This is a genomic window from Aeromonas sp. ASNIH7 (assembly GCF_002903485.1).
In the GTDB taxonomy this organism is placed as follows: domain Bacteria; phylum Pseudomonadota; class Gammaproteobacteria; order Enterobacterales; family Aeromonadaceae; genus Aeromonas; species Aeromonas caviae.
This window is the reverse complement of the sequence record NZ_CP026226.1, coordinates 1,110,196-1,134,677: the sequence shown is the minus strand read 5'-3', so window position 1 is coordinate 1,134,677 and position 24,482 is coordinate 1,110,196. Positions and strand designations below refer to the sequence as shown.

Genomic DNA, 24,482 nt, shown 5'->3' with positions numbered 1-24,482 from the left:
TTTTGGGTTATTCTTGCGCCCGTTTTCCGGGCGAGGGCATGAGTATGCAGGCGGCCCGGCTGAAGGAAAAGTCACATTTAAGGCTGTTTATATGTTGGAAAAGACCCTGGAAGCACCGGCAATCCGTACTCGCCGCAACGTGCTGATGTTTTTGATCCCGTCACTGATCGGGATCCTGCTGTTCATGACCCCGGTCATCTATGACGGCAATGTCACCATTCCCGTCGCCGTGTTGGCGAAGCTGGTTCAAACGGTGTTTGCCGATCATCTGGTGGCCATGGTCAGCGCCATCATCACCACCACCATGCTGATGACCCTGATCGCCTGGCTGTTCAAACCGGCGATCCTGGTAAAACGCCCCTTCCTCAACAGCCTGTTCAACGTCTCCCCCTTCTGGGCGTGCGTGCGGGTGCTGGGCGGGGTCTTCGTGCTGTTGACCTTCTTTGAAGCCGGTCCCGAGGTGCTGCGCTCAGGGGCGACCGGCGGCCTGGTGCTGCACGATCTGCTGCCGGTACTGTTCTCCGTCTTCATCTTTGCGGGCCTGCTGCTGCCCTTGCTGCTGGATTTTGGTCTGCTGGAGTTTGTCGGTACCATGATGACCCGCATCATGCGTCCGGTGTTCCGTCTGCCGGGTCGTTCTGCGGTGGACTGCTTCGCCTCCTGGCTCGGTGATGGCAGCGTCGGGATCCTGCTGACCAGCAAGCAGTATGAAGGCAAGTTCTACACCCAGCGGGAAGCGGCCGTCATCGGTACCACCTTCTCCGCCGTCTCCATCACCTTCTGTCTGGTGGTGATCTCCCAGGTGAAGCTGGAGCATATGTTCGTCCCCTTCTACCTGACCGTCTGCCTGGCCGGTGTGGTGGCCGCCATCGTGGTGCCGCGCCTGCCGCCGCTCTCCTGGAAGAAGGATGTCTACAGCGACGGTACTCCCCTGTGCCGCAAGCAGGAGGCCATCCCCCATCAGCACAGCGTGCTGAGCTACGGCTACCATCGTGCCCTGACCAAGGCCGACAGCATGACGGATCTCGGCGCCGTGGCGCGTGAAGGGGTGAAAAACGCCCTGGACATGGTATTTGGCGTGCTGCCGGTGGTGATGGCCGTCGGGACCTGTGCCCTGATGCTGGCGGAGCACACCCCGGTGTTCAACTGGCTGGGGGCGCCCTTCGTGCCTTTGCTCGAGCTGCTGCAACTGCCGGAGGCGGAAGCCGCTTCCAAGACCATCATGGTGGGCTTCGCCGACATGTTCATCCCGGCGGTGCTGGCCTCCACTATCGAGAGCGACATCACCCGCTTCGTGATCGCCGCCATGTCGGTCACCCAGCTCATCTACATGTCGGAAGTGGGCGCTCTGTTGCTGGGCAGCAAGATCCCGGTCAAGTTGTGGGAGCTGTTCGTCATCTTCCTGCTGCGCACCCTGGTCACCCTGCCGGTGATTGCCGGTGTGGCGCACCTGCTGTTCTAAGGGACGAAGTGGAACGAAAAACGGTCAACCCGGGTTGACCGTTTTTTTATGGGCGAGTGTCGGCGGAAGGTCAGTGTGATCCTGCCAGCAGGGCCTGGCATTCGACCTCGTCCAGCTGCTCGGGGGCGAGGAAGCGTCTGGCGTAGTCCCGCCAGATGCCGCTCTCGATGAAGAGGGCAAACAGGGCCGGGTCTATGTGCTGTTCCTGCACCATCTTCACCATGATGGCCAGGGACTGGGAGACCGTTTTGCCAGACTTGTAGGGGCGATCGCTCGCCGTCAGCGCCTCGAAGATGTCTGCAATGGCCATGATGCGGGCGGGAATGCTCATCTGCCCCCCTTGCAACTGGCGCGGATAGCCCGTGCCGTCCATCCGCTCGTGATGGCCCCCCGCAATCTCCGGCACCTTGCGCAAATGGCGGGGGAAGGGGAGCTTCTCCAGCATGCGTATGGTCTGGATGATGTGATCGTTGATCTTGTAGCGCTCCTCTTCGGTGAGGGTGCCACGGCCGATGGCGAGGTTGTAGCGTTCCCCCCGGTTGTAGAGGTGGGTGGGCACCCGCACCTTGAAGCCCCATGGGTTGTGTCGGGCGAGATTGTCGTGCTCGGGGCGAGGGATGAGATGGACCGCCTTGTCGGCGAGCAGCGACTCTCGGCAGGGGAGGGGAGAGGGGGCCTCCTGGTGGCGCTTGCGTTCCTCCTGACTGATACCGAGCCGATCGTCCAGAGTGCGCAACCAGGTGCGGCTGGCAATGGCATCCAGCCTGGCTAGCTTCTCCGGCGCCATCCACTCGCCCCCCAGATTGCACTCGGCCACGAAGGCAAACTCCTGATCCAGGGTGTGCCAGAGGGGGAGCAGGGCCTCGAGGGCGGCCTGCTGCCCGGATGGGGGCAGCAGGGCGCAGAGTGCCTCGATGTGGGCATCCCGCTTGAGCACCTCGAAGCGGGTGCGGATCTCGTGGATCCTGTCGTAGATGGTCTCGAGCTTGGTCGCCTTGTCCACCACGAACTCCGGGGTGGTGACCTTGCCGCAGTCGTGCAGCCAGCTCGCAATATGGATGGCCTCCCACTCCTCTTCGTTGAGCCGGAAATCGGCAAAGGGCCCCGTCTGCTGTGAGCAGGCAGCCTGGGTCAGCATCCTGGCCAGTTCCGGCACCCGCTGGCAGTGGCCGCCGGTGTAGGGGCTCTTGGCATCGATGGCACCGGCGATGAGCTCGATGAAGGCTTCCAGCAGTTGCTTCTGCTCCTCCAGCAGGCGCTGGTTTTCGATGGCGGAGGAGGAAGTGCCCGCCAGCGCCTCGATGAGGCTGATGCGCGAGGCCAGTTCGCGGGCCGAGCAGTCTGGCAGGATCAGCAGCAGGCAGCCGATCAGCTCCTGACGGTGGTTGTGAAGGGGCTCGACCAGCAGTTGGCAGGCACCAGGGAAGGGGCCCCAGTCGGTGAGGAAGCGGGCCCACTGTGCCTCGTCGAGGGGCAGGCAGAGGCGCTCCGTGTGGTAGAGGCCACCGAGCAGCGCCGCCTGCCACTGTACCTGTTCGCACGCCAGCGGCTGCCCCTGCCAGATGGCGTGAACGGCCTGCATCTCGCTCTCCTGGGCCAGGAAGAGGCAGCCGCCCTCGGCCTGGGCAGCCGCCACCGTCTCGTGCAGGATGCGGCTGAGCAATGAATCGAAGCGATGCTCTGCCGCCAGTGCCCGGCCCATGTTCATGAAATTGCCGAGGGTCAGGCGCATGCTGGACATGGCGCGGGCGAGGTCGTCAATTTCGCGGATTGCCGAATCCGGCCCCGGGCTTTCGCCAAAGTCGAAGTGCTGGATCCGCTCAGCCTCCCCGGTCAATACCAGCAAGGGGGCGGCAGTGCGCCGGGCAGCCAGCCAGATGACGGGCAGCAGGAGCAGCAGACCGGCAAGGGCCCAGGCGAGATTGTGCAGCGCATCCTGGCGCGCCGGGGCGGTGAGCACCTCGGTGGGCACCAGGAGGGCGAGATAAAACGGGGACTCTTCCCCGAGGGAGGAGAGATTGACCAGCCACTCCTGACCCTGAACCGTTGCCAGGGTCAGCTCGGCGGGGTGATGCAGCAGGGCAGGCCGCGCGGCCATCTCCTGTTGCAGCCTGGTGAGAATGGGGTGATTGAGGGCCGACAGCATGGGCAGGCGGCTCAGTTGCTCGAAGCTTGGGAGGCGCTCGGGATCCGTGGCCAGCAGGGTCCCGACCTCGTCAAACAGCACCAGCTGGCTGTGACCGGGCAGGGGCAACTCGCCGATGAGGGAAGAGAGCCCCTCCACGCCCGCATCGAGCCCGATCACCGCCCGGCGATCGTCGCTCTCCACCGCCAGTGTCATGCCTGGCTCCCGGGTAGTGAAGAAGAGGTAGGGGTGGGTCACTATGATGCCCGTGCTCCAGCGCGCCTCCTTGTACCAGCCCCGATCTCGAGGATCGAAACGGTAGTCCGGCATGGGGCGCCGCTCCAGCAGCCGCAGCCGCTGGTCGAAATAGAGGAACTTTCCCTGTCCCTGATGCAGGCTCTGGACCAGCAGGCGGCTCTCGGGCGGAGGCGCCTCCAGCACCCCTCTCGCCCGTTCGGTCAGCTTGCGTACCAGAAAGAAATCGCCGTCCTCGTAACCGGCATAGATGGCACCGTAACTGGTACTGTTGGCCAGCACTTCCGCCAGCTGGGGCAGGAAGGCTAGCCGCGTCTCGAGGTCTGTCATGGCGGACAGCTGGCCGCTGCGCAGCAGATTCAGGGACATGCGGGCCGGTCGCTGGTTCAGCTTGATGGCGAGGGCAAGCTGCTCCCGGTATTGCTGGAAGCTCTGACGTTCGTGCTCCAGCCCCTGCTGCATGCCCTGCTGGAACTGCAGCACGATGAGGGCGCCCCCCAGCAAGGAGAAGAGCAGGATGAAAAGGGTGGCAATGTGTACGTAAAAGGGTCTGCGACTGAGACTTGCGTTTGTCATGGACGGATCCTTGTCCCCTGGCGATCGCCGTATTGGTCACCTAACAGTGTGCTTGCTGGATGACAAAAAGCCTAGGACTCGATCTTGCGCTCTTCGGCCCCAAATCAACAGCCAGCCTTCGCGCTGCGCCCTTGCCCTGTGGTGAGATGATTCGTTCAGATATCTCGTGCTACATTGCTCCCCTGATAAACGCCCTGTGAACCAATGGAGTGTCCCATGTCTGTCGTCCCCTATTCCGTGCTGGATCTGGTGCCCGTTCCCGAAGGTGGCCTGCCGTCCGAGTCGTTTCGCCACTCGCTGGATCTGGCTCGCCATGCGGAGCGCTGGGGTTACCACCGCTACTGGCTGGCGGAGCACCACAACATGCCGGGCATTGCCAGCGCCGCCACAGCGGTGCTGATTGGCCACCTGGCCGGGGGCACCACGACGTTGCGGCTCGGGGCTGGCGGCATCATGTTGCCGAACCACTCCCCCCTGGTCATTGCGGAGCAGTTCGGTACGCTGAGTTCCCTCTATCCGGATCGCATCGATCTCGGCCTGGGCCGCGCCCCTGGCAGCGATCAGCGCACCATGCACGCGCTGCGCCGCCAGCGCAGCGGCGAGGTGGATGATTTCCCGGCGGATGTACGCGAACTGATGAGTTATTTTGGCGACGAGGTCGGTGCCGTGCAGGCGGTGCCGGGTCAGGGACTCCATGTGCCCATCTGGCTGCTGGGCTCCAGCCTCTACAGTGCCCAACTGGCTGCGGCCATGGGGTTGCCGTTCGGCTTTGCTTCCCACTTCGCTCCCGCCATGTTGCTGCAGGCGCTGGAGATCTACCGTACCCAATACCGCCCCTCTGCCCGCTGGCCCAAACCCCATGCGGTGGTGTGCGTGAATCTGATCGCCGCCGACACCGACCGTGAGGCCCGCTTCCTGTTCACCACCCTACAGCAGCAGTTCCTGCGTCTCTACCGGGGGGATGCCGGCAAGCTGCCACTGCCGGTGCAGACGCTGGGGGATGAGTGGTCTCCCCGCGAATTGATGGCGATGGAGCAGACCCTGGCTCGCTCCCTGGTGGGGGAGCCGGATCGGGTACGCCACGGCCTCAAGGCTCTGCTGGCAGAGACCGGAGCGGACGAGCTGATGTTCAACGGCCCCATCGTCGATCATCAGGCGCGCCTGCGCTCCTTCGAGATTGGTGCCGAGCTGATGCAGGGGTTGTAACCCCCGCGACGCCTGGCCGCCAGCGGCACGCCAAGCCTGGCTGCTCGGGGCGCAAAAGCCACGATTGCGTGGTAGTAACTTTATGATTTTTAAAGGAAGTCAGGTGAGTGTCGGCCATCTGTCGTGTCGCCTCTCATCCCCTTCCCCTATGCTGGCCCTGTCAATCACCACAAGGAGCGCAAGATGATCGTCAGGAAGTTGAGATTGCAACGGGGATGGTCCCAGGAACAGCTGGCGACCCTCACTGGCCTGAGCGTTCGCACCATTCAGCGAATAGAGCAGGGCCAGCAACCTGGACTGGAATCCCTCAAGGCCCTGGCCGCCGTCTTCGAGCTCGATGTGACCCAACTGCAGGAGAGCGAGATGAAAGGGAATGAGGGCGAAGATCGGGGACGCGTGCAGGTGGCGCGGGATGAGCGGGAGGCGATGAAGTTCGTGGAGGGGCTCAGGGGCTTCTACGGCCACCTCATGAGCTATGTGCTGGTGATAGGGGGGCTGTTCATCATCAACTACCTGAGCAACCCGGATTATATCTGGGCCTGGTGGCCCATGCTGGGCTGGGGGTTGGGATTGGCTTCTCACGCCATCAACCTGTTCCAGCCCTTCAAGCTGTTTGGCCCGGAATGGGAGCGGCGCCAGGTCGAGAAACGGCTGGGGCGCAGGCTCTGATCCGCTCATCATGAAAAAACGGGCCCGGCATTGCCGGGCCCGTTCTGTTTTCAGCTCCATTTCGCAGGAGAGGGCATTGCTGTCCTCTCAACGGCGGATCATTCCCTTGTTCCGCAAAGAGCCGCTCTACTTGGCATAGGCCGGGCAGGGGGTGGCGATCAGGGTGTCGTCCTCGTAGCGCCACAGGGTGAGGCTGTTGCCCCAGACGCACCCGGTGTCGAGTCCCTTGATATCGGATTTGCCGGTGTTGCCCATCAGGGCCGCCCAGTGGCCGAAGACCAGGATGGGGTCATCCACATGGTGCTCGCGCTGCTCGAACCAGGGGCGCAGGCCCGGGGTCGATTCGGTGGGGCCCTTCTTGCATTTGAAGTCGAGGCGCCCGTCGAAGTAGCAAAAGCGCATCCGGGTGAAGCTGTTGATGATGTAGCGGTAACGCTCTATGCCCAGCAGGTTGTCGTTCCAGCTGTCGGGCTGATCGCCATACATGTTGTGCAGCAGCCAGCTGTACTGATCCCCGCGCAGCAGGCTCTCCACCTCCCGGGCGCAACTGCGGGCGGTGTGGGCGTCCCAGGCGGGGGAGAGGCCCGCATGCACCATCATGATGGGCAGGTCGGGGTGTTCTGCCAGCAGGGGACGGTGACGCAGCCACTCCAGCAGCTCGTCCCGATCCGGCGCCTCCATCAGCGCCTGCAGCTTGTCTTTCTTCTTGAGCGGGGCGACCCCGTGGGCCACCGCCAGCAGGTGCAGGTCGTGGTTGCCGAGCACGGTGACGGCCTGCTGCCCCAATGATTTGACGAAACGCAGGGTGTTGAGGGAGTCCGGCCCCCGGGCGACGAGATCGCCGCACAGCCAGAGCGTGTCGTTATCGAAGTCGAACTCGGCAAGATCCAGCAGACGGCGCAAATCGTCGTAGCAGCCCTGGATATCACCGACGAAACAGTTCGCCATGAAACCTCAGTTGATTATGTTGGGGACGGCCAGCGTGAAGGGGGCGATGGGGGCTTCGAATTGTTGCCCCGATTCATCCTGCAGGATGTAGCTGCCTTCCATCACGCCAAGCGGTGTGGCGAGGGGAACGCCACTCTGGTAGGAAAAGGTCTCGCCGGGGGCGATCAGGGGTTGTTCACCGACCACGCCGGGACCTTCCACTTCCAGCATCTTGCCATTGGCATCCGTAATGAGCCAGCGTCGATGCAGCAGTTGCACCGTGCCCGGACCCAGGTTCTCAATCTCGATGCGATAGAGAAAATGGTAGGGATCTGCGGTTCCCGCCACATAGCTGGGGTGGGGGCGGACCACTATCCGGGCTTGGGTCATGGGATCAGGCCTGTTGCTGGTCGGCCAGCCAGTTGGCGATCGTGACGAACTGCTCGAGGGAGAGATTCTCCGGGCGCAGGTTGCCATCGATGCCAAGCTCGGTCAGCTGGGCGTCGGTGATGAAGTTGGAGAAGCTGTTGCGAATAGTCTTGCGACGCTGGCCGAAGCCTTCGGTGCAGACCCGGTTCAGGCAACGAATGTCTTTCGCGACGATAGTCGGGTTCTTGTGCGGGATCAGACGCACCACGGCGGAATCCACCTTCGGCGCCGGCTTGAAGGCGCCCGGGCCCACTTCCAGCACCGGTACGACCTGACAGTAGTACTGGGTCATCACGCTCAGACGGCCATAGGCCTTGCTGCCCGGGCCGGCGGCCAGACGCAGCACCACTTCCTTTTGCAGCATGAAGTGCATGTCCTCCACCCGGTCGGCAAATTCGCACAGGTGGAAGATGAGGGGGGTGGAGATGTTGTAGGGCAGGTTGCCGAAGATGCGCAGCGGCCCCTTGCCTTCCCCCATCAGGGTACTGAAGTCAAAGCGCATGGCATCGGCTTCGATGACGGTCAGCTTCTCCTTGAGGGTCGGGTGTTCGCGCAGACGTGCGGCAAGATCCCGGTCCAGCTCGACCACGGTCATCTTGTCCATCTGGGCGGCGACCGGCTCGGTGAGCGCGGCCAGACCCGGGCCTATCTCCACCAGATTCTGACCCGGTTGCGGGTTGATGGCGGCCACTATCTGGTCGATCACATACCGGTCGTGCAAGAAGTTCTGACCGAAACGCTTACGGGCCGTGTGGCCCATGTGCACCTTACTGCTCATATCTTTTTGTCTCTACCATCTGGATGGCGTGGTTGATCGCGGTGGTGAGGCTGCCGGGGTCTGCCAGGTTCTTGCCTGCCAGATCCAGCGCGGTGCCGTGGTCCACCGAGGTACGGATGAAGGGAAGTCCGAGGGTGATGTTGACCGAGTTGCCAAAGCCCTTGTACTTGAGCACGGGCAGCCCCTGATCGTGGTACATGGCGAGTACCGCATCCGCATCCTTGAGGTATTTGTCCTGGAACAGGGTATCGGCCGGCAGCGGGCCGACCAGATCGATCCCTTCCTGGCGCAGGGCGGCCAGGGCGGGTTCGATGACATCGATCTCTTCACGGCCCAGATGACCCCCTTCCCCGGCATGGGGATTGAGGCCGCAGACATAGATCCGAGGCTGTTCGATGCCGAACTTGCGCTTGAGATCCGCATCCAGGATGCGGATCACCTTGCCAAGGCGATCCTCGGTGATGGCCTTGGCAACATAGGCAAGGGGAATATGGGTGGTCGCGAGGGCCACTCTCAGCCCTTCGGTGGCCAGCAGCATCACCACATCGGCGGTGTCGGACTGCTGGGCGAAGAACTCGGTGTGACCGCTGAACGAGACGCCCGCCTGGTTGATGATCCCCTTGTGCACCGGCCCGGTCACCACGGCGGCAAATTCGCCGCTCAGGTTGCCGTCGCAGGCGCGCTGCAAGGTAGCCAGCACATAGGCGCCGTTGCCCTCATCCAGCTTGCCTGGCACCACGGGGGCGCCGAGCGGCACGGGGCAGACGGTGAGAGTCCCCGCCCGCTGCGGACGGGTGGGGGCGCTTTCGTCATAGGGTTCAAGCTCGACGGACAGCCCCAGCAGGGCGGCCCGTTCGCGCAACAGGGCGGGATCGGCGATCACCACCAGCTGATGGGGCCAGGCCCGCTGGGCAATCTGCAGCACCAGATCCGGACCGATTCCGGCTGGTTCACCCGGGGTGATGGCAAGCCGGTGGCAGCTCAGTTGTGCCTCGGCGTGCCCTGGATGCGCCTTGTTCATCTGCTTGTCGCCCATCAATTGGGTTCGATCTGGATGTAGGCTTCGTCGCGCAGCTCATCCAGCCAGGCCTGGGACTCTTCGGCGAAGCGGCGGTTGAAGATGAGCTGGTAGGCGCGTTGCTCCTGGGCCTTGCCGGTGGCGTCCTGGCTGCGGCGATCCTCGAGCTGCACGATGTGCCAGCCGTGGCTGGTGCGGAAGGGTTCGCTGATCTGGCCCGGTTGCAGGCGCCCCAGCATGTCGCGGAATTCCGGCACATAGACGTTGGGATCAGACCAGCCCAGCTCACCACCCTGCACCGCAGAGCCCGGATCCTCGGAGTATTTCTCTGCCATGCTGGCAAAGCTGGCCTTGCCGCTCTTGATGTCGTGCAGGATGCCGTCCAGGGTGCCCTTGGCCTTCTCCTCGCTCAGGATGATGGAGGGCTTGATCAGGATGTGGCGCGCCTTCACCTCGGTCTGCATGACCTGTTGCTGACCCTTGGTGTCGAAGATCTTGATGATGTGCAGACCGGCGCCGGAGCGCAGCGGGCCGACGATGTCACCCTTGCCTGCCCCTTGCACGGCTTCCGCCATCAGGGTGGGCATCTCCTGCGGGCTCAACCAGCCCCAGTCACCCCCTTCCAGCGCCTTGGGACCGTTACTCTCGGCAATGGCCAGCTTGCGGAAGTCGGCACCCTCTTTCAGGGACGCCAGAATGCGCTCGATCTTGGCCTTGGCAGCGTTGAGCTGCTCGGCATTCGGGTTGTCCGGCAGCGCGACCTGGATATGGCCGATATGATATGACGTCTGCTGCTGGCCCTGTTTGCTCAGGGCCTCGACCACCTGTTTGACCTCCTGATCGGAGATGTTGATGCGACGGCGGACCTGGCTGCGGCGCACCTCGTTCATCAGGATCTCGCGGCGCACCTCCTCACGGTACTGGGCGTAGGTCAGGCCTTCCCGCTCCAGTTGGGCGCGCAGTTGCTCCAGGTTCATCTTGTTGTCGGCGGCGATGCTCTGAATGGCCTGTTCCAGCTGGGTGTCACTGATCTTGAGCCCCTGGCGCTCCGCCAGTTGCAGTTGCAGGCTCTCCTGGATCAGGCGATCCAGTGCCTGCTTGCGCAGGGTGACGTCATCGGGCAGGGACTGGCCGCTCTCCTGGGCAGAGGCCTTGACCTTTTGCACCAGGGCCTCCTGCTGACTGGCCAGCACCACATCCTTGTTGACCACGGCCAGCACCTTGTCCATCAGCTCGGGGGCGGCGAGGGCTCCCTGGCTCATGACTCCGAACAGGCCTGCGGTCAGCAGGGAAATCAACGTCTTCTTCATATCCATCTCTCAAGGCGTTTGCCAGACCGGTTACTGGTCTCGCAGGTTAAACGGACGAATGTAAGGCAGTGCTTCGGTGTCCAGGGAAGTGCCCTTGGAGCCGGTACCCACGCTACCCAATCCTTTCATTTCAAATTGAATGCCGAAACTGCGCTCGGCAGTGGATGTATTGTTCACGTTATCTGGCGTGTTGACCCATTCCAGGTTGAAGTTGATGCTCCAGCAGCAGGAGTCGTATTTCAGGCCCACTTTACGATCAGACTTCACGCTCTGATTGAGCTCTTTGTAGTAACCCCCGTAGAGGTGCCAGCGATCGTCCAGCGGGGTGGTCAGCAGCAGGCCGATCTGGTTGAGATCGGTAACCTCGTTATTGGTGTTAGGCACAATGTTGGCATCCCGCACGAAGCGATGGTTCAACTGGCTGATCAACTTCTCGTGACGGTACTCCAGGGCGCTGTTGGCAGAGCTTATCTGGCGCTGTTCCATATCATATTGTGCCCCCGCATGGGCATACCACTGCTCGTTGATCTTGGCGTCACCCTCGAACGACAGCGGGGAGCGGGTATTGGTGCTCAGCTCATCGCTGCTGTAAAGCTTGACCCTGGGCGCCACGAAGTCGAAGGCTTGGGCAACGGCCAACCGGATTCGTTCATCCCCGGCCGGATCATAAATGCGGGTGGTGACCCCCAAGGAGAGCCGGTTGGAGTCGCTGATGCGGTCCAGACCGGCGAAGCGGCGATCGCTGAAGAGGCTGTAGTAGTCCTGGCGCATGGTGGTGGAGTCATAGACACCGATGTTGTCCTGATCCTTGTAGGGCACATAGAGGTACTGGAATTCAGGCTCCAGGGTCTGGTTGGCTCCCTCACCAAACCACTGCTGATCCCGCTCGAAGGTCATGCCGCCCTTGAGACGGAACGAGGGCAGTACCCGGGTGATGGCCCCCTCTTCCAGAGTGACATTTTCTTGTTTCCCGGTTCTGGTATTGATGCCTTTTGACGTTGGATCAAATTTGTCACGGAATGCCTGGCTCATGTTGTCCGGTACCGTCTGGTCGTAACGGGTGTACATCAGCTTGTATTGGCTGTCGAGGAAGTAGCCCGCTTCGTCAACGAGGGGGATGGTCAGGGTGGGGGCCGTGTAGACCCGGGTGCCGGTGTAGGCTTCACCCTTGTTCTGCTCGATGGCCTGATCGTTGTTGTAGCCGAAGTTGGTCAGCTCGGTATTCCAGGCCAGATCGTACCAGCTGCCCTGCTGGTAGTAGTTGTGGTTGATGCGCGGCATCAGCTCGTGGGGCTGCTGGGCGCTGGCCAGCAGGATCTGGTAGGTCCGTACCTCGGCATCGAGGTTCCAGTTCTGCTGGTAGTAACCTGCCTTCAGGGATTGCTGCAACTGGTTGTCGACCTGGGTCCCCACCTTGGGGGTGAAGTCGTTGAAGTAGTTGTAGTCCTGGTCCCGTACCTTGGTGTAGTCCACCGACACCCGCATGGCGTTGTCCATGAACATGGAGGTGTGGCGGGCGCTCAGCAGGTAACGGTGACCGTCAGAGAGATGCTGATTGAGGTTGGCCGTCTCGTCGTACTGCTTGTCGTCCGCCAGGTTCTCGAAGTAGAGACTCCCCACGTGGGCCGGGTCCGGCATGTAGCGGAACTCGACCTGTTCCATCAGGCCCCGTCTGTCCATGAAGCGGGAGGTGATGGTGGCATCGTAGTTGGGGGCGATGTTCCAGTAGAACGGCTGGGTGATGTCCATGCCGTTCTTGGAGCTTTGGGTATAGCCCGGGTAGAGCAGACCGGTCTTGCGCTCATCCTTGATGGGGAAGTTGATATAGGGGAAGTAGAAGACCGGATAGTCATAGAGCCAGAGGCTGGCGTTCCAGGCCTCCCCGAATACCTCGGACTGATCGATGTCGATGCTGCCGGCCTTCAGGGTCCAGGCCTCCTGGCCCGGTGGGCAGGTGGTGTACTGGGCCCCTTCCAGAGTGATGTTCTGGTTGTTGTTGGTCATGGTCAGCTTTTCGGCGAAGCCGCGCACCGGTGAGCCATGGACCTGATACTTGCCCTCTTCCAGCTCGGAGTTCTTGGTGTCCAGGTTGGATTTCAGGGTCTTGTCGCTGGTGACCGTGATCTGGCCATCGTTGTAATAGATGTTGCCGATGGCGATGACATCCCGGCTCTTCTGGTCGAGCTGGGCATAGTCGGAGTCGAACTTGCGCACGCCCTGGCGCACCTTGACGTCACCCTCGTAGACGGCGGTACCGCCCTGCTTGGCCTCCAGGCGATCGGCATCCACCTCGACGGGCTGGGCATTGGCGTCCTGGTCCGCACTGGGCTTCTCTATCTTGGGAACATAGTCATAGCAGAGGCTGTCGAGGATCCCGGTAGCGGGTGGCGCATTGAGTGGCGCTGCCTGGGCCATGAGCGGGCTCAGGGCAGGAACAAGGCTGATGGTCAGGGCGATGGGACAGGAGTATCCCAGTGTCCATTTTGTCATGTGAAAGGCTCGCGCAATCCGTAGTAAAAACGGTGGATTCAGGGCATGCATTTTATGTCAGGATCCATCGAGTTGACATTGCATGTCATTGCTTTATGTTAGCCGGCAATGATAAAGCATTATTGCGGCCAGGGCTAACAGCCAAGTGCTGCTTTCCAATTTGGTTCCCGACTCATGCACGATCGCGCTTCCCTGCTTTTGCAATGGGCTCGCCGGATTTCCGGTGACGCCAACCTCTCGTTGACGCTTATTTCCGGTGACGCCAGTTTCCGCCGCTACTTCCGGGGTGGCGGTCTGGTGTGGGTGGATGCTAATCCGAAAACCGAAAAAAATCATGAATTCGTTCGCAATGCGGCCGCCCTGCACGATGCGGGGCTGCTGGCCCCCGAGGTAAAGGGGGTCGACTACGAGCAGGGATTGCTGGCGGTGACAGACCTGGGGGATACCCAGCTTATCGGCTGCCTGAACGAAGAGAGCGTACTGGCCTGGTATGGCAAGGCCATCGCCCTGCTGCCAGGGCTCGGCGCCGTGGCGCTCGAGCTCGAGCCCTTCGATGAGGCCTTCATGGCCCGCGAAAATGCCATCTTCCCCGAGTGGTTGCTGGGGCATCACCTGCAACTGACCCTGAGCGATGAAGAGCAGCAGTTGCTGGCGGAGACCTTCGCCTGCCTCACGGCGAGCAACCTGGCCCAGCCACAAGGAGTGATGCACCGGGACTTCCACAGCCGCAACCTGATGGTGTGCGGCGGGATGAACCCGAAGGAGAGCGACCTCGCCCTTATCGACTTCCAGGACATGGTCATCGGGCCGCTGAGCTATGACCTGGTCTCCCTGCTCAAAGATTGCTACGTGCGCTGGCCGGACGTGGTGATCGAGCAGGGCATGCGACTTGGCTTCGACACCCTGCAAGAGGCCGGCCTGCTTGGCAATCTGGACTATGCCGCGTTTCGTCGCGCAGCCGATCTAACCGGTATGCAGCGTCATCTCAAGGCGGCGGGTCTCTTCACCCGCCTCTATCACCGCGATGGCAAGGCCGGCTACCTCAAGGACATTCCCCGTACCCTGGGCTACGTGGTCGATGTCTGTCGCAGCCATGGCGCCGCCTATCCGGTGCTGGCCCGCTTCGGCCAGTGGCTGGAGCAGGTGGTGCTGCCCGGATTGGCGCGCACCGGGGTGACACCATGAAGGCGATGATCCTGGCCGCCGGGCGCGGCGAGCGGATGCGTCCGCTCACCGATCTGCTGCCCAAGCCGCTGCTGGCGGCGGGGGGCAAGCCGCTCATCGTGCACCATATCGAAAAACTCAAGGCAGCCGGCGTGACCACACTTGTCATCAACCACGCCTGGCTCGGACACAAGCTGGTGGCGGCCCTCGGCGATGGCAGTGCACTCGGGGTCTCCATCCACTGGTCGGCCGAAGAGAGCGCGCTCGAGACCGCCGGCGGCATCGTGCAGGCGCTGCCCCTGCTGGGCTGCGAACCCTTTCTGGTGATCAACGGCGATACCTGGCTCGACCTGGATTATCGCGCTCTGGTGAACCAGCCGCTTGGGGACGATCTCGCCCACCTCTGGCTGGTGCCCAACCCTCCCCAGCATCCGCAAGGGGACTTCTCCCTGCAAGCGGGTCGGGTGCTGGACACCCCGGCCCTCACCTTCAGCGGTGTCGGCCTCTATCACCCCGCCGCCTTTGCCGGCTTGCCCTGCGGGGCGCGCAAGCTGGCCCCCCTGCTGCGCGACTGGATGGCGCAGGGACGGGTGGGTGGCAGCCTGCTGGCAGGCGAGTGGCGCGACATCGGCACAGTGGATCGGCTGCGCGAGCTGGACGAGCAACTGCTCGCCGGCACCCATTAACATCACGAGGTCTTGAACCATGCGTATTTGGGGCAAGGTGCTTGGCACCTTCTTCGGTTTTTTGCTCGGCAACATCTTCGGTGCCCTGCTGGGCCTGTGGATCGGCCATCGCTTCGATCGGGGCATGGGGATCCGCGGGGCCTTCCAGCGGGCACCCAGCCAGCAGCAACAGGCCGTCTTTTTCCATGCCACCTTCGCCGTCATGGGCCACATCGCCAAGGCGAGCGGCCAGGTCACCGAGCACGAAATACGGGTCGCGTCCAACCTGATGGACAGGATGCGTCTGGCCGGAGAGCAGCGGGTACGGGCCCAGGAGTCGTTCCGCCTTGGCAAGGAGGCGGACTTCCCCCTGCGCGAGACCCTGGCGGAGTTTCGCCAGGCGAGCCTGGGGCAGCGCGACATCCTGCGCTTCTTCCTCGAGGTCCAGCTGCAGGCCGCCTTCGCCGACGGTCAGGTGGAGGCGAACGAGCGGGCCATCCTGCAAACCATCGCCGACGAGCTGGGGTTCAGTCGCATCGAGCTTGCCCGCATTCTGGCCATGGCCGAGGCCCAGATGAACTTCTTCCACCGTCAGCAACAGCAGGGCGGTGGCCAGGGGCAGCAATACCGTCAGGAGCCCCCCTCCCGGGATCGCCTCAAGGATGCCTATCAGTTGCTCGGGGTGAACGAGAGCGACAGCGATCAGGAGATCAAGCGCGCCTATCGCAAGGAGATGAGCAAGCATCACCCTGACAAGCTGGCCGCCAAGGGATTGCCCCCCGAGATGATGGAGATGGCCAAGGAAAAGACCCAGGAGATCCAGCAGGCCTGGGAGTGGATCCGTGAGGCCCGCGGCATTCGCTGAGCCCTGTGCCCGCCATAAAAAAATGCCCGTCGATGACGGCAATGCTGTTCACTTAAGAGAATTTGAGTTCCAGTCCACGTAGTATCAGGACAAAAAATCGAGGGAGGCATGATGCCTCCCTCTTTCTATTGCAAGCCCCGCTGGATAAAGGCTGGAGGAAGATCGACTGGACACAGCCTTGCCCCCTCAACTCAAATCCAATTTATGAATAATCAGTCAAAAAAGTGCTTATCTGAACAGCATTGCGTCGATGACGGGCATTTTTGTTTTCAGAGTCTGGTTTTTCTTTTCATGGAAGAAAAATCAGTGGGCATCGACCCAGACGAACTTGAGCACGAACAGCAGGGCGACCACCAGCACGCAGGGGTTGATCTCGCGCCAGCGGCCGGTGCCCGCCTTCATCACGCAGTAGGAGATGAAGCCCACGGCGATCCCCTCGGTGATGGAGAAGCTGAACGGCATCATGACGGCGGTCATGAAGGCCGGCACCGCCTCGGTCAGGTCTTCCCACTTCACCCGGGTCAGCTCGGAGCACATCAGCACGCCCACGTAGATAAGGGCGCCGGCAGCGGCGTAGGCCGGCACCATGGCGGCGACCGGGGAGAAGAAGATGGCCAGCAGGAACAGCACGCCGACCACGATGGCGGTCAGACCGGTGCGACCGCCGACGGCGACGCCTGAGCTGCTCTCGATATAGGCAGTAACGGAAGAGGTGCCCATAAAGGCGCCGCCGACGGAGCTCACGCTGTCCACCACCAGGGCCTGTTTCATGCGCGGGAAGTGGCCCCTGTCATCCGCCAGCTTGGCGCGGTTGGTAACGCCGATCAGGGTGCCGGAAGAGTCGAACAGGTTGACCAGCATAAAGGAGAAGATGATCCCGGCGAGGCTGATGTCCAGCGACCCCATCAGATCCAGCTGGCCGAAGACGGGGGCAATGCTGGGCGGCACCGAGACGAACCCCTTGAAGGTGACATCCCCGAACAGCCAGCCCAGCGCCGTGGTGACCACGATGGCGATCAGCACGGCGGAGTGGACGCCGCGGGCGGAGAAGATGCAGATCAGGAAGAAGCCGAGCAGCCCCAGCAGGCAGGGCAGGGAGGTGAGGTCCCCCACGGTCACCATGGTCGCGGGGCTCGCGACCACGATGCCGGCATTGTGCAGGCCGAGCAGGGCGATCAGCAGGCCGATGCCGGCGGTGATGCCGACCCGCAGGGTGAGCGGTATGTTGGCGATGAGCCAGTAGCGTACCCGCAGCAGGGTGAGGATCAAGAGCCCCAGGGCGCCCCAGAAGATGGTGCCCATGCCGACCTGCCAGGAGTAGCCCATGCCGGCCACCACCACGAAGGCGAAGAAGGCGTTCAGGCCCATGGCGGGTGCCAGGGCGATGGGCAGATTGGCCAGCAGGCCCATCAGGATGCTGCCGATGCCGGCGATGAGGCAGGTGGTGACGAACACGGCCTGGGTGTCCATGCCCGCGGCAGAGAGGATCTGCGGGTTGACGAACACGATATAGACCATGGTCAGGAAGGTGGTGATGCCGGCGATGACCTCGGTGCGGGCCGTGGTGCCGTGGCCTTTCAGGGCAAACAGACGCTCGAGCAGTCCTTGCCCGGCAGCCGGGCTGGCGGTCTGCCCGGTAGCGTGATGTGGTTGATTCATGTTGGATTCCAATGGGTAACGTGAAATAAGCAGCAGGGGGCCGCACCCATCCATGCGGGGTGAAGGGCCCTGTCTCTGGCGATGAAGTGACCAGACTCGTCCTGATACCGTGACAGCGCGCACATTTTCACACAGGCGGCGGCGTTTACAAACCCCGGATCTGCGAGGCGGATCAATGAATAGAGCAAAAATTCAAACGTTTGCCCTTGGAGGGGTAAAAACGGGGCTCGATAGAACCTTCTCTGTGGGGGCCATCAACGGCTCTTCAGGTAGCGCTCGATAAGCTGGCTCAGCACGGCATCGCTCTGCTCCAGCAAGGGAGCCAGACTCGCGCCCATGCGCTGCAGCAACAGGCCGGCTTGCGCCTCGCTCAACTTGCGCCCCTCGATGAGGAACTCCTGCTCCGGCAACTGCTTGTCGTGGCGGGGGAGCAGCACCCAGCTGACCCGCCCGGGTTCGATGGCGGCAAAGACCCGGCTGGCCGCGGTGCAGAAGGTGTCGATGTGCTGCTTGCCATCCGGACCCAGACAGCCGGGTTCGATCCGGATCTGGATGGTGAGTCTGGTCGTGGTGGGTTGGGTCATGGTTCTATGCTGCCAGGGTAGGGAGGGGAATTGTAAGCCAGGAGGCGATAAAAAGGGGAGCCCGGGCTCCCCTTGTCCGCATATGCAGCTCGCTTGTTGGAATGGACGCGGTGCGGCTGGCCGCACCAATCGTTCCCTTTACTTGGCGATGCGCTTGTTGCAATGGACGCGGTGCGGCTGGCTGCACCAATCGTCCCCTTTACTTGGCGATGCGCTTGTTGCAATGGACGCGGTGCGGCTGGCTGCACCCATCGTTCCCTTTACTTGGCGATGCGCTTGTACTTGGCGCGGCGCGGCTGGACGGCCTCGGCGCCATAGGTCTTCTTCTTCCACTCTTCGTATTCGGTGAAGTTGCCCTCGAAGAACTCGATCTTGCCCTCGTCCTGGTAGTCCAGGATGTGGGTGGCGATGCGGTCGAGGAACCAGCGGTCGTGGGAGATGACCATGGCACAACCCGGGAACTCCAACAGGGCGTTCTCCAGGGCGCGCAGGGTTTCGATGTCCAGATCGTTGGTCGGTTCATCCAGCAGCAGCACGTTGCCGCCGGTCTGCAGCAGCTTGGCCAGGTGCAGACGGCCGCGCTCGCCACCGGAGAGCTCGCCAACCCGCTTCTGCTGATCGGAACCCTTGAAGTTGAAGCGGCCGATATAGGCGCGGCTCGGGAACTCGTAGTTGCCGATGCGCAGTATGTCCTGGCCGTCGGCGACTTCCTCGAACACCGTCTTCTTGTCGTTCATCTGGTCGCGGAACTGATCCACCGAGGCCAGCACCACGGTGTCACCCAGGGTGATGGAACCGGAGTCCGGCTGCTCCTGGCCCGACATCATGCGGAACAGGGTCGATTTACCGGCACCGTTCGGGCCTATGATGCCGACGATGGCGCCCTTCGGAATGGAGAAGGAGAGATCGTCGATCAGCACTCGATCACCGTAGGATTTGCGCAGGTTGGCCACTTCCACCACCTTGTCGCCGAGGCGGGGTCCGGGCGGAATGAACAGCTCGTTGGTCTCGTTGCGCTTCTGGTAGTCGTTGGTGTTGAGCTCCTCGAAGCGAGCCATACGAGCCTTGGACTTGGCCTGACGGCCCTTGGGGTTCTGGCGAACCCACTCCAGCTCCTTCTCGATGGACTTGCGACGGGCGGCTTCGGAGCTGGCTTCCTGGGCCAGACGGGCGTCTTTTTGCTCCAGCCAGGAGGAATAGTTGCCTTCCCATGGGATGCCCTCGCCACGGTCCAGCTCCAGGATCCAGCCCGCCACGTTGTCGAGGAAGTAGCGGTCGTGGGTGATGGCCACGACAGTGCCCTCGTAGTCGTGCAGGAAGCGCTCCAGCCAGGCCACGGATTCCGCATCCAGGTGGTTGGTCGGTTCGTCCAGCAGCAGCATGTCCGGCTTTTCCAGCAGCAGGCGGCACAGGGCCACGCGGCGGCGCTCACCCCCGGAGAGGTGCTTGATCTGGGCATCCCAGGCCGGCAGGCGCAGGGCGTCGGCCGCGCGCTCCAGCTGGTTTTCCATGTTGTGGCCGCCCTGGGCGGCGATGATGGCCTCCAGCTCGCCCTGCTCGCGGGCCAGCTTGTCGAAGTCGGCGTCCGGATCGGCGTAGGCCGCATAGACCTCGTCGAGGCGCGCCATGGCGCGTTTCACCTCGCCGACCGCCTCTTCGACCGCCTCGCGCACCGTCTGCTCAGGATCCAGCTTGGGCTCCTGGGGCAGGTAGCCGATCTTGATGCCGGGCTGCGGACGGGCTTCCCCTTCGATCTCGGTGTCGATGCCCGCCATGATGCGCAGCAGGGTCGATTTACCGGCGCCGTTCAGACCCAGCACGCCTATCTTGGCGCCCGGGAAGAAGGAGAGGGAGATGTTCTTGAGAATATGACGCTTGGGCGGCACTACCTTGCCGACCCTGTTCATGGTGTAAATAAATTGAGCCATTGGCTAATTCTCTTCCTTTTCAGCAGTTTAATGTCGTGACATTAACAGACTGATGTCGTGGTGGGGCCGGGTCGACGGGCCGTCAACCCGGTTCCAAAAAACCCGTCGATTGTAAACCAATGGGGAGGGGGCGGCAAAGCCGGGGAGCCAGGGGGCTGGCGAGCGGCCGAGAGGCGGCAGCGGACAGGAGCGTGCGGGGCCCTGTCTTAAGATTTCCTTAAGCCTGGCCCGATAGGATTCGTGCGGATGAGACGGCCGGCGGGTGGCGCTCAGCGTGGCAGCCGGCGCTCCTTGGCCGGATCCTGCCCCGAGTAGTAGAGCACCCGCTGCACGTACTCCTGGGTCTCCCGATAGGGGGGCACGCCGCCGTGGCGCAGGACGGCCTGCTCCCCGGCGTTGTAGGCGGCGCTGATCCTGACCCAGTCGGGGCCAAACTGCTTCTCCAGCCACTTCAGGTAGATCATGGCGCCACGGATGTTCTGCCGGGCGTCGAACGGCCGGGTCACGCCGAAACGGGCCTGGGTTTCGGGGATGAGCTGCATGACCCCTTGCGCCTGCTTGGGGGAGACGGCGGCACTGTTCAGATTGGACTCGGCGATGGCGATGGCCAGCGCCAGCTGGGGGTTGACTCTGTGGCGCTTGGCCGCCTGGCGGATCATGCTGGCCAGCTGCTGCTTGCTCGTGGATTGCCGGGCTAGGTAGCTGTCCTGATCGAAGGGGGTGCTGGGCCGCACCCAGGGGGCGCCGCCTCCGCTGCCACCGACGCCACAGGTGCCGAGGGGGGCGTTGCCGACCCGCTCGTTGTAGTAGCGGGCGGCCTGCTGATTGCCGAGGCGCATGGCCATGGCCAGGTAGGCGTTCGCGTGGCGCGCGTTGCGTATCCCCTGGGGGCCGCGAGCCAGCAGGCGACCGATGCGGTAGTAGGCTTCCGGGTTGCCCAGGCTGGCGGCGGTGCAGTAGTGGGCGATGGCCTGCCTCGGGTTGCCGCGCTCCATGGCGGCGCCCTGGCGCAGGGCGCTCATCGCTTTGGGGGCCTGGCGAAATGCATCGGCATGGGCCGATGCCGTGGTCAACAGCAGGAGCAGCCCCCAGCCCCAGGCGCAGAGTCTCTGCATGATGGTTACCTCGTTGGCTTGTCCGGAAGATATAGGTTCTCCACGGGGTGGCTGCCAGCCAGACGATGGAACATGTGGTTATGTGTCAGGTCATCAGAGACGAAAACGGTATGGAACTTTTAGGCGGGAGAAGATCCTGCTGGTGGTGACGACCTGAGGTGCGGGCAGGGCCGCGCTGTTGTGCTGCCCCTCTTAGTTGATGCGATAGTTAGTTGTCGGGTGATAGACGGCGATCATCATGATGTAATACCTTGTATTTGTGCGGGTTCTGGCGCTGAGTCCACCATCTTCATGATGTGCGCAACAGGATCCCTTGGATTATTTTCATTGTCGGGAAGCTCATATGGGTGATTCAGTCGATGTGTCAGTCGTAGTACCAGCCAAGGATGAACGGGACAATCTGGCTCCCCTCATCAGTGAAATAGACGCCGCTCTGGGGGGCGGATACGAGTACGAATTGATCTACGTGGATGATGGCAGCGAGGATGACAGTTATGCCCTGCTGTGCGAGCTGAAGTCCCGCTTCACCAGGCTGCGGGTGGTGCGCCACGCCAGGGCCGTCGGCCAGAGCATGGCGGTGCTGAGCGGGGTGCGCCAGGGGCGCGGCGACTGGCTGGTGGTGCTGGACGGCGACGGCCAGAACGATCCGGCGGACATTCCCGCCATGCTGGAGGAGGCCAAGCACCGTTTCGCGGCGGACAGGAATCAGGTCGGGCTCATCGGCCACCGGGTTACTCGCCGGGATGACTGGGTGAAACGCCTCTCGTCCAGACTGGCGAACGGTTTTCGCGATCTGCTGCTGCGCGACGGCATTCCGGATACCGGCTGCGGCCTCAAGGTGGTGCGCCGCGACTGGTATCTGCGCCTGCCCGGCTTCAACCACATGCACCGCTACATCCCGGCCCTGATCCAGGCCCAGGGGGGCCGCATGTCCCCCTGGCCGGTCAACCACAGGCCGCGGCAGGCGGGCGTTTCCAAGTACGGCGTCTGGAACCGGCTCTGGGTCGGGCTGGTGGACGTGGTCGGCGTCTGGTGGTTGCAGCGTCGCTCCAAGGTGGTCGAGATCCGGGAGATGCTGGAGTGATGGACACCCTGCTTTCGTTGTCATCGGTCTGGCCGGACCGGGATGAGGTCGCCCCCCATGTCGGCGGTTTGAACCGGGGAGGGCGGCGATGATCGATGCCCTGCTTTCCATGGAGCTGACCTGGTTTGACTGGACGGGTCTGCATGTCACCGGTTGGAAGCTCATCGGCTACACGGGGGCGCTCATGTTCGGCGGGCGCTGGCTGGTGCAGTTCCTGGCCTCGAAGCGGGCCGGCCGGCCCGTCATTCCCCGCCTGTTCTGGTACATGAGCGTGCTCGGCAGCCTGATGACGCTCAGCTACTTCATCTTCTCCCCCAAGCAGGACTCCGTCGGCGTGCTGCAGAACCTCTTCCCCACCTTTACCGCCCTCTACAGCCTCTATCTGGACATCCAGCACAGAGGGTGGAAGCGGGACAAGGTCGTCGACGACTATGAGGTTCGTCATGGTAAATGATCGTTATCTGCTCAGGCAGGAGTCGCTGGGCTGGCTGCTGCTGATCGCCCTGGTGGTGCTGGGGGCGGGCCTCGGCCTGCGGGATCCCTGGCCCGCCGACGAGCCGCGCTTCGCCCTGATCGCCAAGGAGATGGTGGAGAGCGGCCAGTGGCTCTTCCCCATGCGCGGTGGCGAGATCTACCCGGACAAGCCCCCCCTGTTTATGTGGGGGATAGCGATAGGGTATCTGCTGACCGGCTCCATCAAGGTGGCCTTTCTGCTGCCCTCCCTGCTGGCGGGCCTGCTGACCATCGCGCTGGTGTGGGATCTGGGGCGCCGGCTGTGGAGCGCACAGGTCGGTTTCATGGCCGGTCTGCTGCTGCTCTTTACGGTCCAGTTCACCCTGCAGGCCAAGACGGCGCAGATCGATGCGCTGGTCACCTTCTTCATCACCTTGGGGGTCTATGGCTTCGTCCGCTTCCTGCTCTGTGGTGGCGGTTGGCGCTGGTACTGGCTCGGCTGGTTCGCCGCCGGGCTCGGCATCATCACCAAGGGGGTGGGGCTGCTGGCCCTGCTGATCCTGATCCCGGCCGTCTGGACCCACAGGGAGAAGATCCGCGCCGCCACCAGGGGCGATTGGCTCAAGGGGCTGGCGGGGCCGCTGTTCATGGTGCTGGCCATCGCTCTCTGGCTGGTGCCCATGTTGCTCGCCGTGGCCCAGAGCGGGGATCCCGTGCTGCAGGCCTACCGGGACAACATACTGCTGCGTCAGACGGTGACCCGCTATGCCAACGCCTGGCATCACGTCAAACCCTTCTGGTACTACCTCACCTCGGTGATCCCGCCATTCTGGCTGCCGCTCTCCCTGCTGCTGCCCTGGCTGGTGATGGCCTGGCGCAAGGCCATCCAGGGGCAGGATAGGCGCATCATATTGCTGCTCGGTTACCTGGTGCTGGTGATCCTCTTCTTCTCGGCCTCGCCGGGCAAGCGCGGCGTCTATGTCACGCCGGGGACGCCGGCGCTGGCCCTGCTGACGGCTCCCTTCGTCGCCGAGCTGCTGGCGAGGGTCTGGCCCGCACGCCTGTTGGGTGGACTCGGCTGGCTGCTGGGGATCATCTGTGTGGGCGGGGCGGGGGCGCTGGCCTTCAGCACCAGGCTGGCGAGCAGACTGGAGGATCTGGGCCCGGCCCCTTGGTTGCCCCTGCTGGCGATGGGAGGGGGGCTGCTGCTGGTCAACGCCCTGCTGCGCCGGGCGCCACTGACCGCCATTCTCAGCTCCCTGGCAGTGGGGTGGCTGATCTACTCCTGCTGGATCAGCGTGCGCCTCAACGAGGTGCGCACCCCTCAGGCAGTCATGGCATTGGCGGCGCAGAAGGTGCCTGTGGGGGATGAACTGCTGCTGGCGGGCTTCAAAGAGCAACATCTGCTGTTTAGCCTGCAACCAGTGAAACATTACCCTTATCTGATGGGAGACGGGGAGCAGGCCAGGGAAGCTGCCGCCTGGATAGGGGCTGCCCCCGGGCGCTGGGTACTGGGGAGCGCCGACCTGATGGTGAGGTGTTTTGACTCCGCGAAGATGGAAAACCTCGGCAACCGTCACCGCACCGACTGGCTGCTGGCAGGCCCGCAGGCCCTCAAACCCGCCTGTCGTGGGCTCTCCCCCACCATGGTGCCCTTCAGCTATCCCCCTTCATCCTGAGCGCAGGGTCGCGAGCCAGGGGACCCTGCCACCTCGTTTGG

General features: G+C 63.0%; 20 protein-coding genes. 9 read left to right on the top strand and 11 right to left on the bottom strand.

The window, feature by feature from the left end:
- Window positions 1–91: 91 nt before the first annotated feature.
- Window positions 92–1,462, top strand: a complete 1,371-nt coding sequence (locus tag C2U47_RS05140) for a YjiH family protein (RefSeq protein ID WP_010673201.1) — start codon at window positions 92–94, stop codon at window positions 1,460–1,462.
- Window positions 1,463–1,532: 70 nt separating this feature from the next.
- Here the strand turns inward: C2U47_RS05140 and C2U47_RS05135 are convergent, their stop codons facing one another.
- A complete protein-coding gene (locus C2U47_RS05135) occupies window positions 1,533–4,418 on the bottom strand; it encodes an HD domain-containing phosphohydrolase (protein ID WP_103261492.1) in 2,886 nt (961 codons plus the stop codon).
- 216 nt (window positions 4,419–4,634) lie between these two features.
- Here C2U47_RS05135 and C2U47_RS05130 point away from each other — a divergent pair, with 216 nt between their 5' ends.
- Window positions 4,635–5,624: a luciferase-like monooxygenase gene (locus C2U47_RS05130; RefSeq protein ID WP_103244305.1), complete on the top strand. Its 990-nt coding sequence runs from the start codon at window positions 4,635–4,637 to the stop codon at window positions 5,622–5,624.
- Between the two features lie 183 nt (window positions 5,625–5,807).
- On the top strand, window positions 5,808–6,293 hold the full coding sequence (locus C2U47_RS05125; RefSeq protein WP_045523772.1) for a 2TM domain-containing protein: 486 nt from the start codon (window positions 5,808–5,810) through the stop codon (window positions 6,291–6,293).
- A gap of 126 nt (window positions 6,294–6,419) precedes the next feature.
- On the opposite strand, the gene C2U47_RS05120 is transcribed toward C2U47_RS05125, so the two are convergent.
- From C2U47_RS05120 to lptD, 6 genes are read right to left on the bottom strand one after another with little or no spacing between them, the layout of a single operon-like run.
- The gene (locus C2U47_RS05120) at window positions 6,420–7,241 is read right to left on the bottom strand and encodes a symmetrical bis(5'-nucleosyl)-tetraphosphatase (RefSeq protein ID WP_103261491.1); all 822 of its coding nucleotides are present in this window, start codon (window positions 7,239–7,241) and stop codon (window positions 6,420–6,422) included.
- A 6-nt stretch (window positions 7,242–7,247) separates the two neighbouring features.
- A complete protein-coding gene (gene apaG, locus C2U47_RS05115; protein ID WP_010673206.1) occupies window positions 7,248–7,610 on the bottom strand; it encodes a Co2+/Mg2+ efflux protein ApaG in 363 nt (120 codons plus the stop codon).
- A 4-nt stretch (window positions 7,611–7,614) separates the two neighbouring features.
- Window positions 7,615–8,427, bottom strand: coding sequence for a 16S rRNA (adenine(1518)-N(6)/adenine(1519)-N(6))-dimethyltransferase RsmA (gene rsmA, locus C2U47_RS05110; RefSeq protein WP_010673207.1), 813 nt, complete (start codon window positions 8,425–8,427; stop codon window positions 7,615–7,617).
- Complete coding sequence (pdxA, locus tag C2U47_RS05105) at window positions 8,417–9,412, bottom strand: 4-hydroxythreonine-4-phosphate dehydrogenase PdxA (protein ID WP_103261940.1); 996 nt, start codon at window positions 9,410–9,412, stop codon at window positions 8,417–8,419. Before pdxA ends, rsmA begins: the two co-directional genes overlap by 11 nt.
- A gap of 50 nt (window positions 9,413–9,462) precedes the next feature.
- A complete protein-coding gene (gene surA, locus C2U47_RS05100) occupies window positions 9,463–10,755 on the bottom strand; it encodes a peptidylprolyl isomerase SurA (RefSeq protein ID WP_010673209.1) in 1,293 nt (430 codons plus the stop codon).
- 30 nt (window positions 10,756–10,785) lie between these two features.
- Entirely contained in the window at window positions 10,786–13,245 is a 2,460-nt protein-coding gene (gene lptD / locus C2U47_RS05095; protein ID WP_103261490.1) for an LPS assembly protein LptD, read from the bottom strand.
- Window positions 13,246–13,419: 174 nt separating this feature from the next.
- On the opposite strand from lptD, the gene C2U47_RS05090 reads away from it, so the two are divergent.
- Genes C2U47_RS05090 through djlA form a run of 3 tightly spaced genes read left to right on the top strand, consistent with a single transcriptional unit; the run spans window position 13,420 to window position 15,939 of the window.
- Entirely contained in the window at window positions 13,420–14,430 is a 1,011-nt protein-coding gene (locus C2U47_RS05090; RefSeq protein WP_103261489.1) for an aminoglycoside phosphotransferase family protein, read from the top strand.
- Window positions 14,427–15,095: an N-acetylmuramate alpha-1-phosphate uridylyltransferase MurU gene (gene murU / locus C2U47_RS05085; protein WP_041211142.1), complete on the top strand. Its 669-nt coding sequence runs from the start codon at window positions 14,427–14,429 to the stop codon at window positions 15,093–15,095. The genes C2U47_RS05090 and murU overlap by 4 nt, the downstream gene beginning before the upstream one ends.
- 19 nt (window positions 15,096–15,114) lie before the next feature.
- Window positions 15,115–15,939 (top strand): co-chaperone DjlA, encoded by an 825-nt coding sequence (djlA, locus tag C2U47_RS05080; RefSeq protein ID WP_102948878.1) that lies wholly within the window; start codon window positions 15,115–15,117, stop codon window positions 15,937–15,939.
- Window positions 15,940–16,242: 303 nt separating this feature from the next.
- On the opposite strand, the gene C2U47_RS05075 is transcribed toward djlA, so the two are convergent.
- From C2U47_RS05075 to C2U47_RS05060, 4 genes are all read right to left on the bottom strand, one after another.
- On the bottom strand, window positions 16,243–17,598 hold the full coding sequence (locus C2U47_RS05075; RefSeq protein WP_103261488.1) for an NCS2 family permease: 1,356 nt from the start codon (window positions 17,596–17,598) through the stop codon (window positions 16,243–16,245).
- Window positions 17,599–17,852: 254 nt separating this feature from the next.
- Window positions 17,853–18,182: a hypothetical protein gene (locus C2U47_RS05070; protein ID WP_042074228.1), complete on the bottom strand. Its 330-nt coding sequence runs from the start codon at window positions 18,180–18,182 to the stop codon at window positions 17,853–17,855.
- Between the two features lie 260 nt (window positions 18,183–18,442).
- The gene (ettA, locus tag C2U47_RS05065) at window positions 18,443–20,110 is read right to left on the bottom strand and encodes an energy-dependent translational throttle protein EttA (protein WP_103261487.1); all 1,668 of its coding nucleotides are present in this window, start codon (window positions 20,108–20,110) and stop codon (window positions 18,443–18,445) included.
- Between the two features lie 269 nt (window positions 20,111–20,379).
- Window positions 20,380–21,225: a lytic transglycosylase domain-containing protein gene (locus C2U47_RS05060; protein WP_042075010.1), complete on the bottom strand. Its 846-nt coding sequence runs from the start codon at window positions 21,223–21,225 to the stop codon at window positions 20,380–20,382.
- Between the two features lie 343 nt (window positions 21,226–21,568).
- On the opposite strand from C2U47_RS05060, the gene C2U47_RS05055 reads away from it, so the two are divergent.
- The 3 genes from C2U47_RS05055 to C2U47_RS05045 all read left to right on the top strand — a co-directional run bounded on the left by C2U47_RS05055 (window position 21,569) and on the right by C2U47_RS05045 (window position 24,441).
- Window positions 21,569–22,309 carry a glycosyltransferase gene (locus C2U47_RS05055; RefSeq protein WP_103261486.1) on the top strand — a complete coding sequence of 247 codons (741 nt, stop codon included), beginning with the start codon at window positions 21,569–21,571 and terminating at the stop codon, window positions 22,307–22,309.
- Window positions 22,310–22,397: 88 nt separating this feature from the next.
- The gene (locus C2U47_RS05050; protein ID WP_042075006.1) at window positions 22,398–22,763 is read left to right on the top strand and encodes a lipid-A-disaccharide synthase N-terminal domain-containing protein; all 366 of its coding nucleotides are present in this window, start codon (window positions 22,398–22,400) and stop codon (window positions 22,761–22,763) included.
- Window positions 22,753–24,441, top strand: coding sequence for an ArnT family glycosyltransferase (locus C2U47_RS05045; protein WP_233735864.1), 1,689 nt, complete (start codon window positions 22,753–22,755; stop codon window positions 24,439–24,441). Before C2U47_RS05050 ends, C2U47_RS05045 begins: the two co-directional genes overlap by 11 nt.
- Window positions 24,442–24,482: the final 41 nt, after the last annotated feature.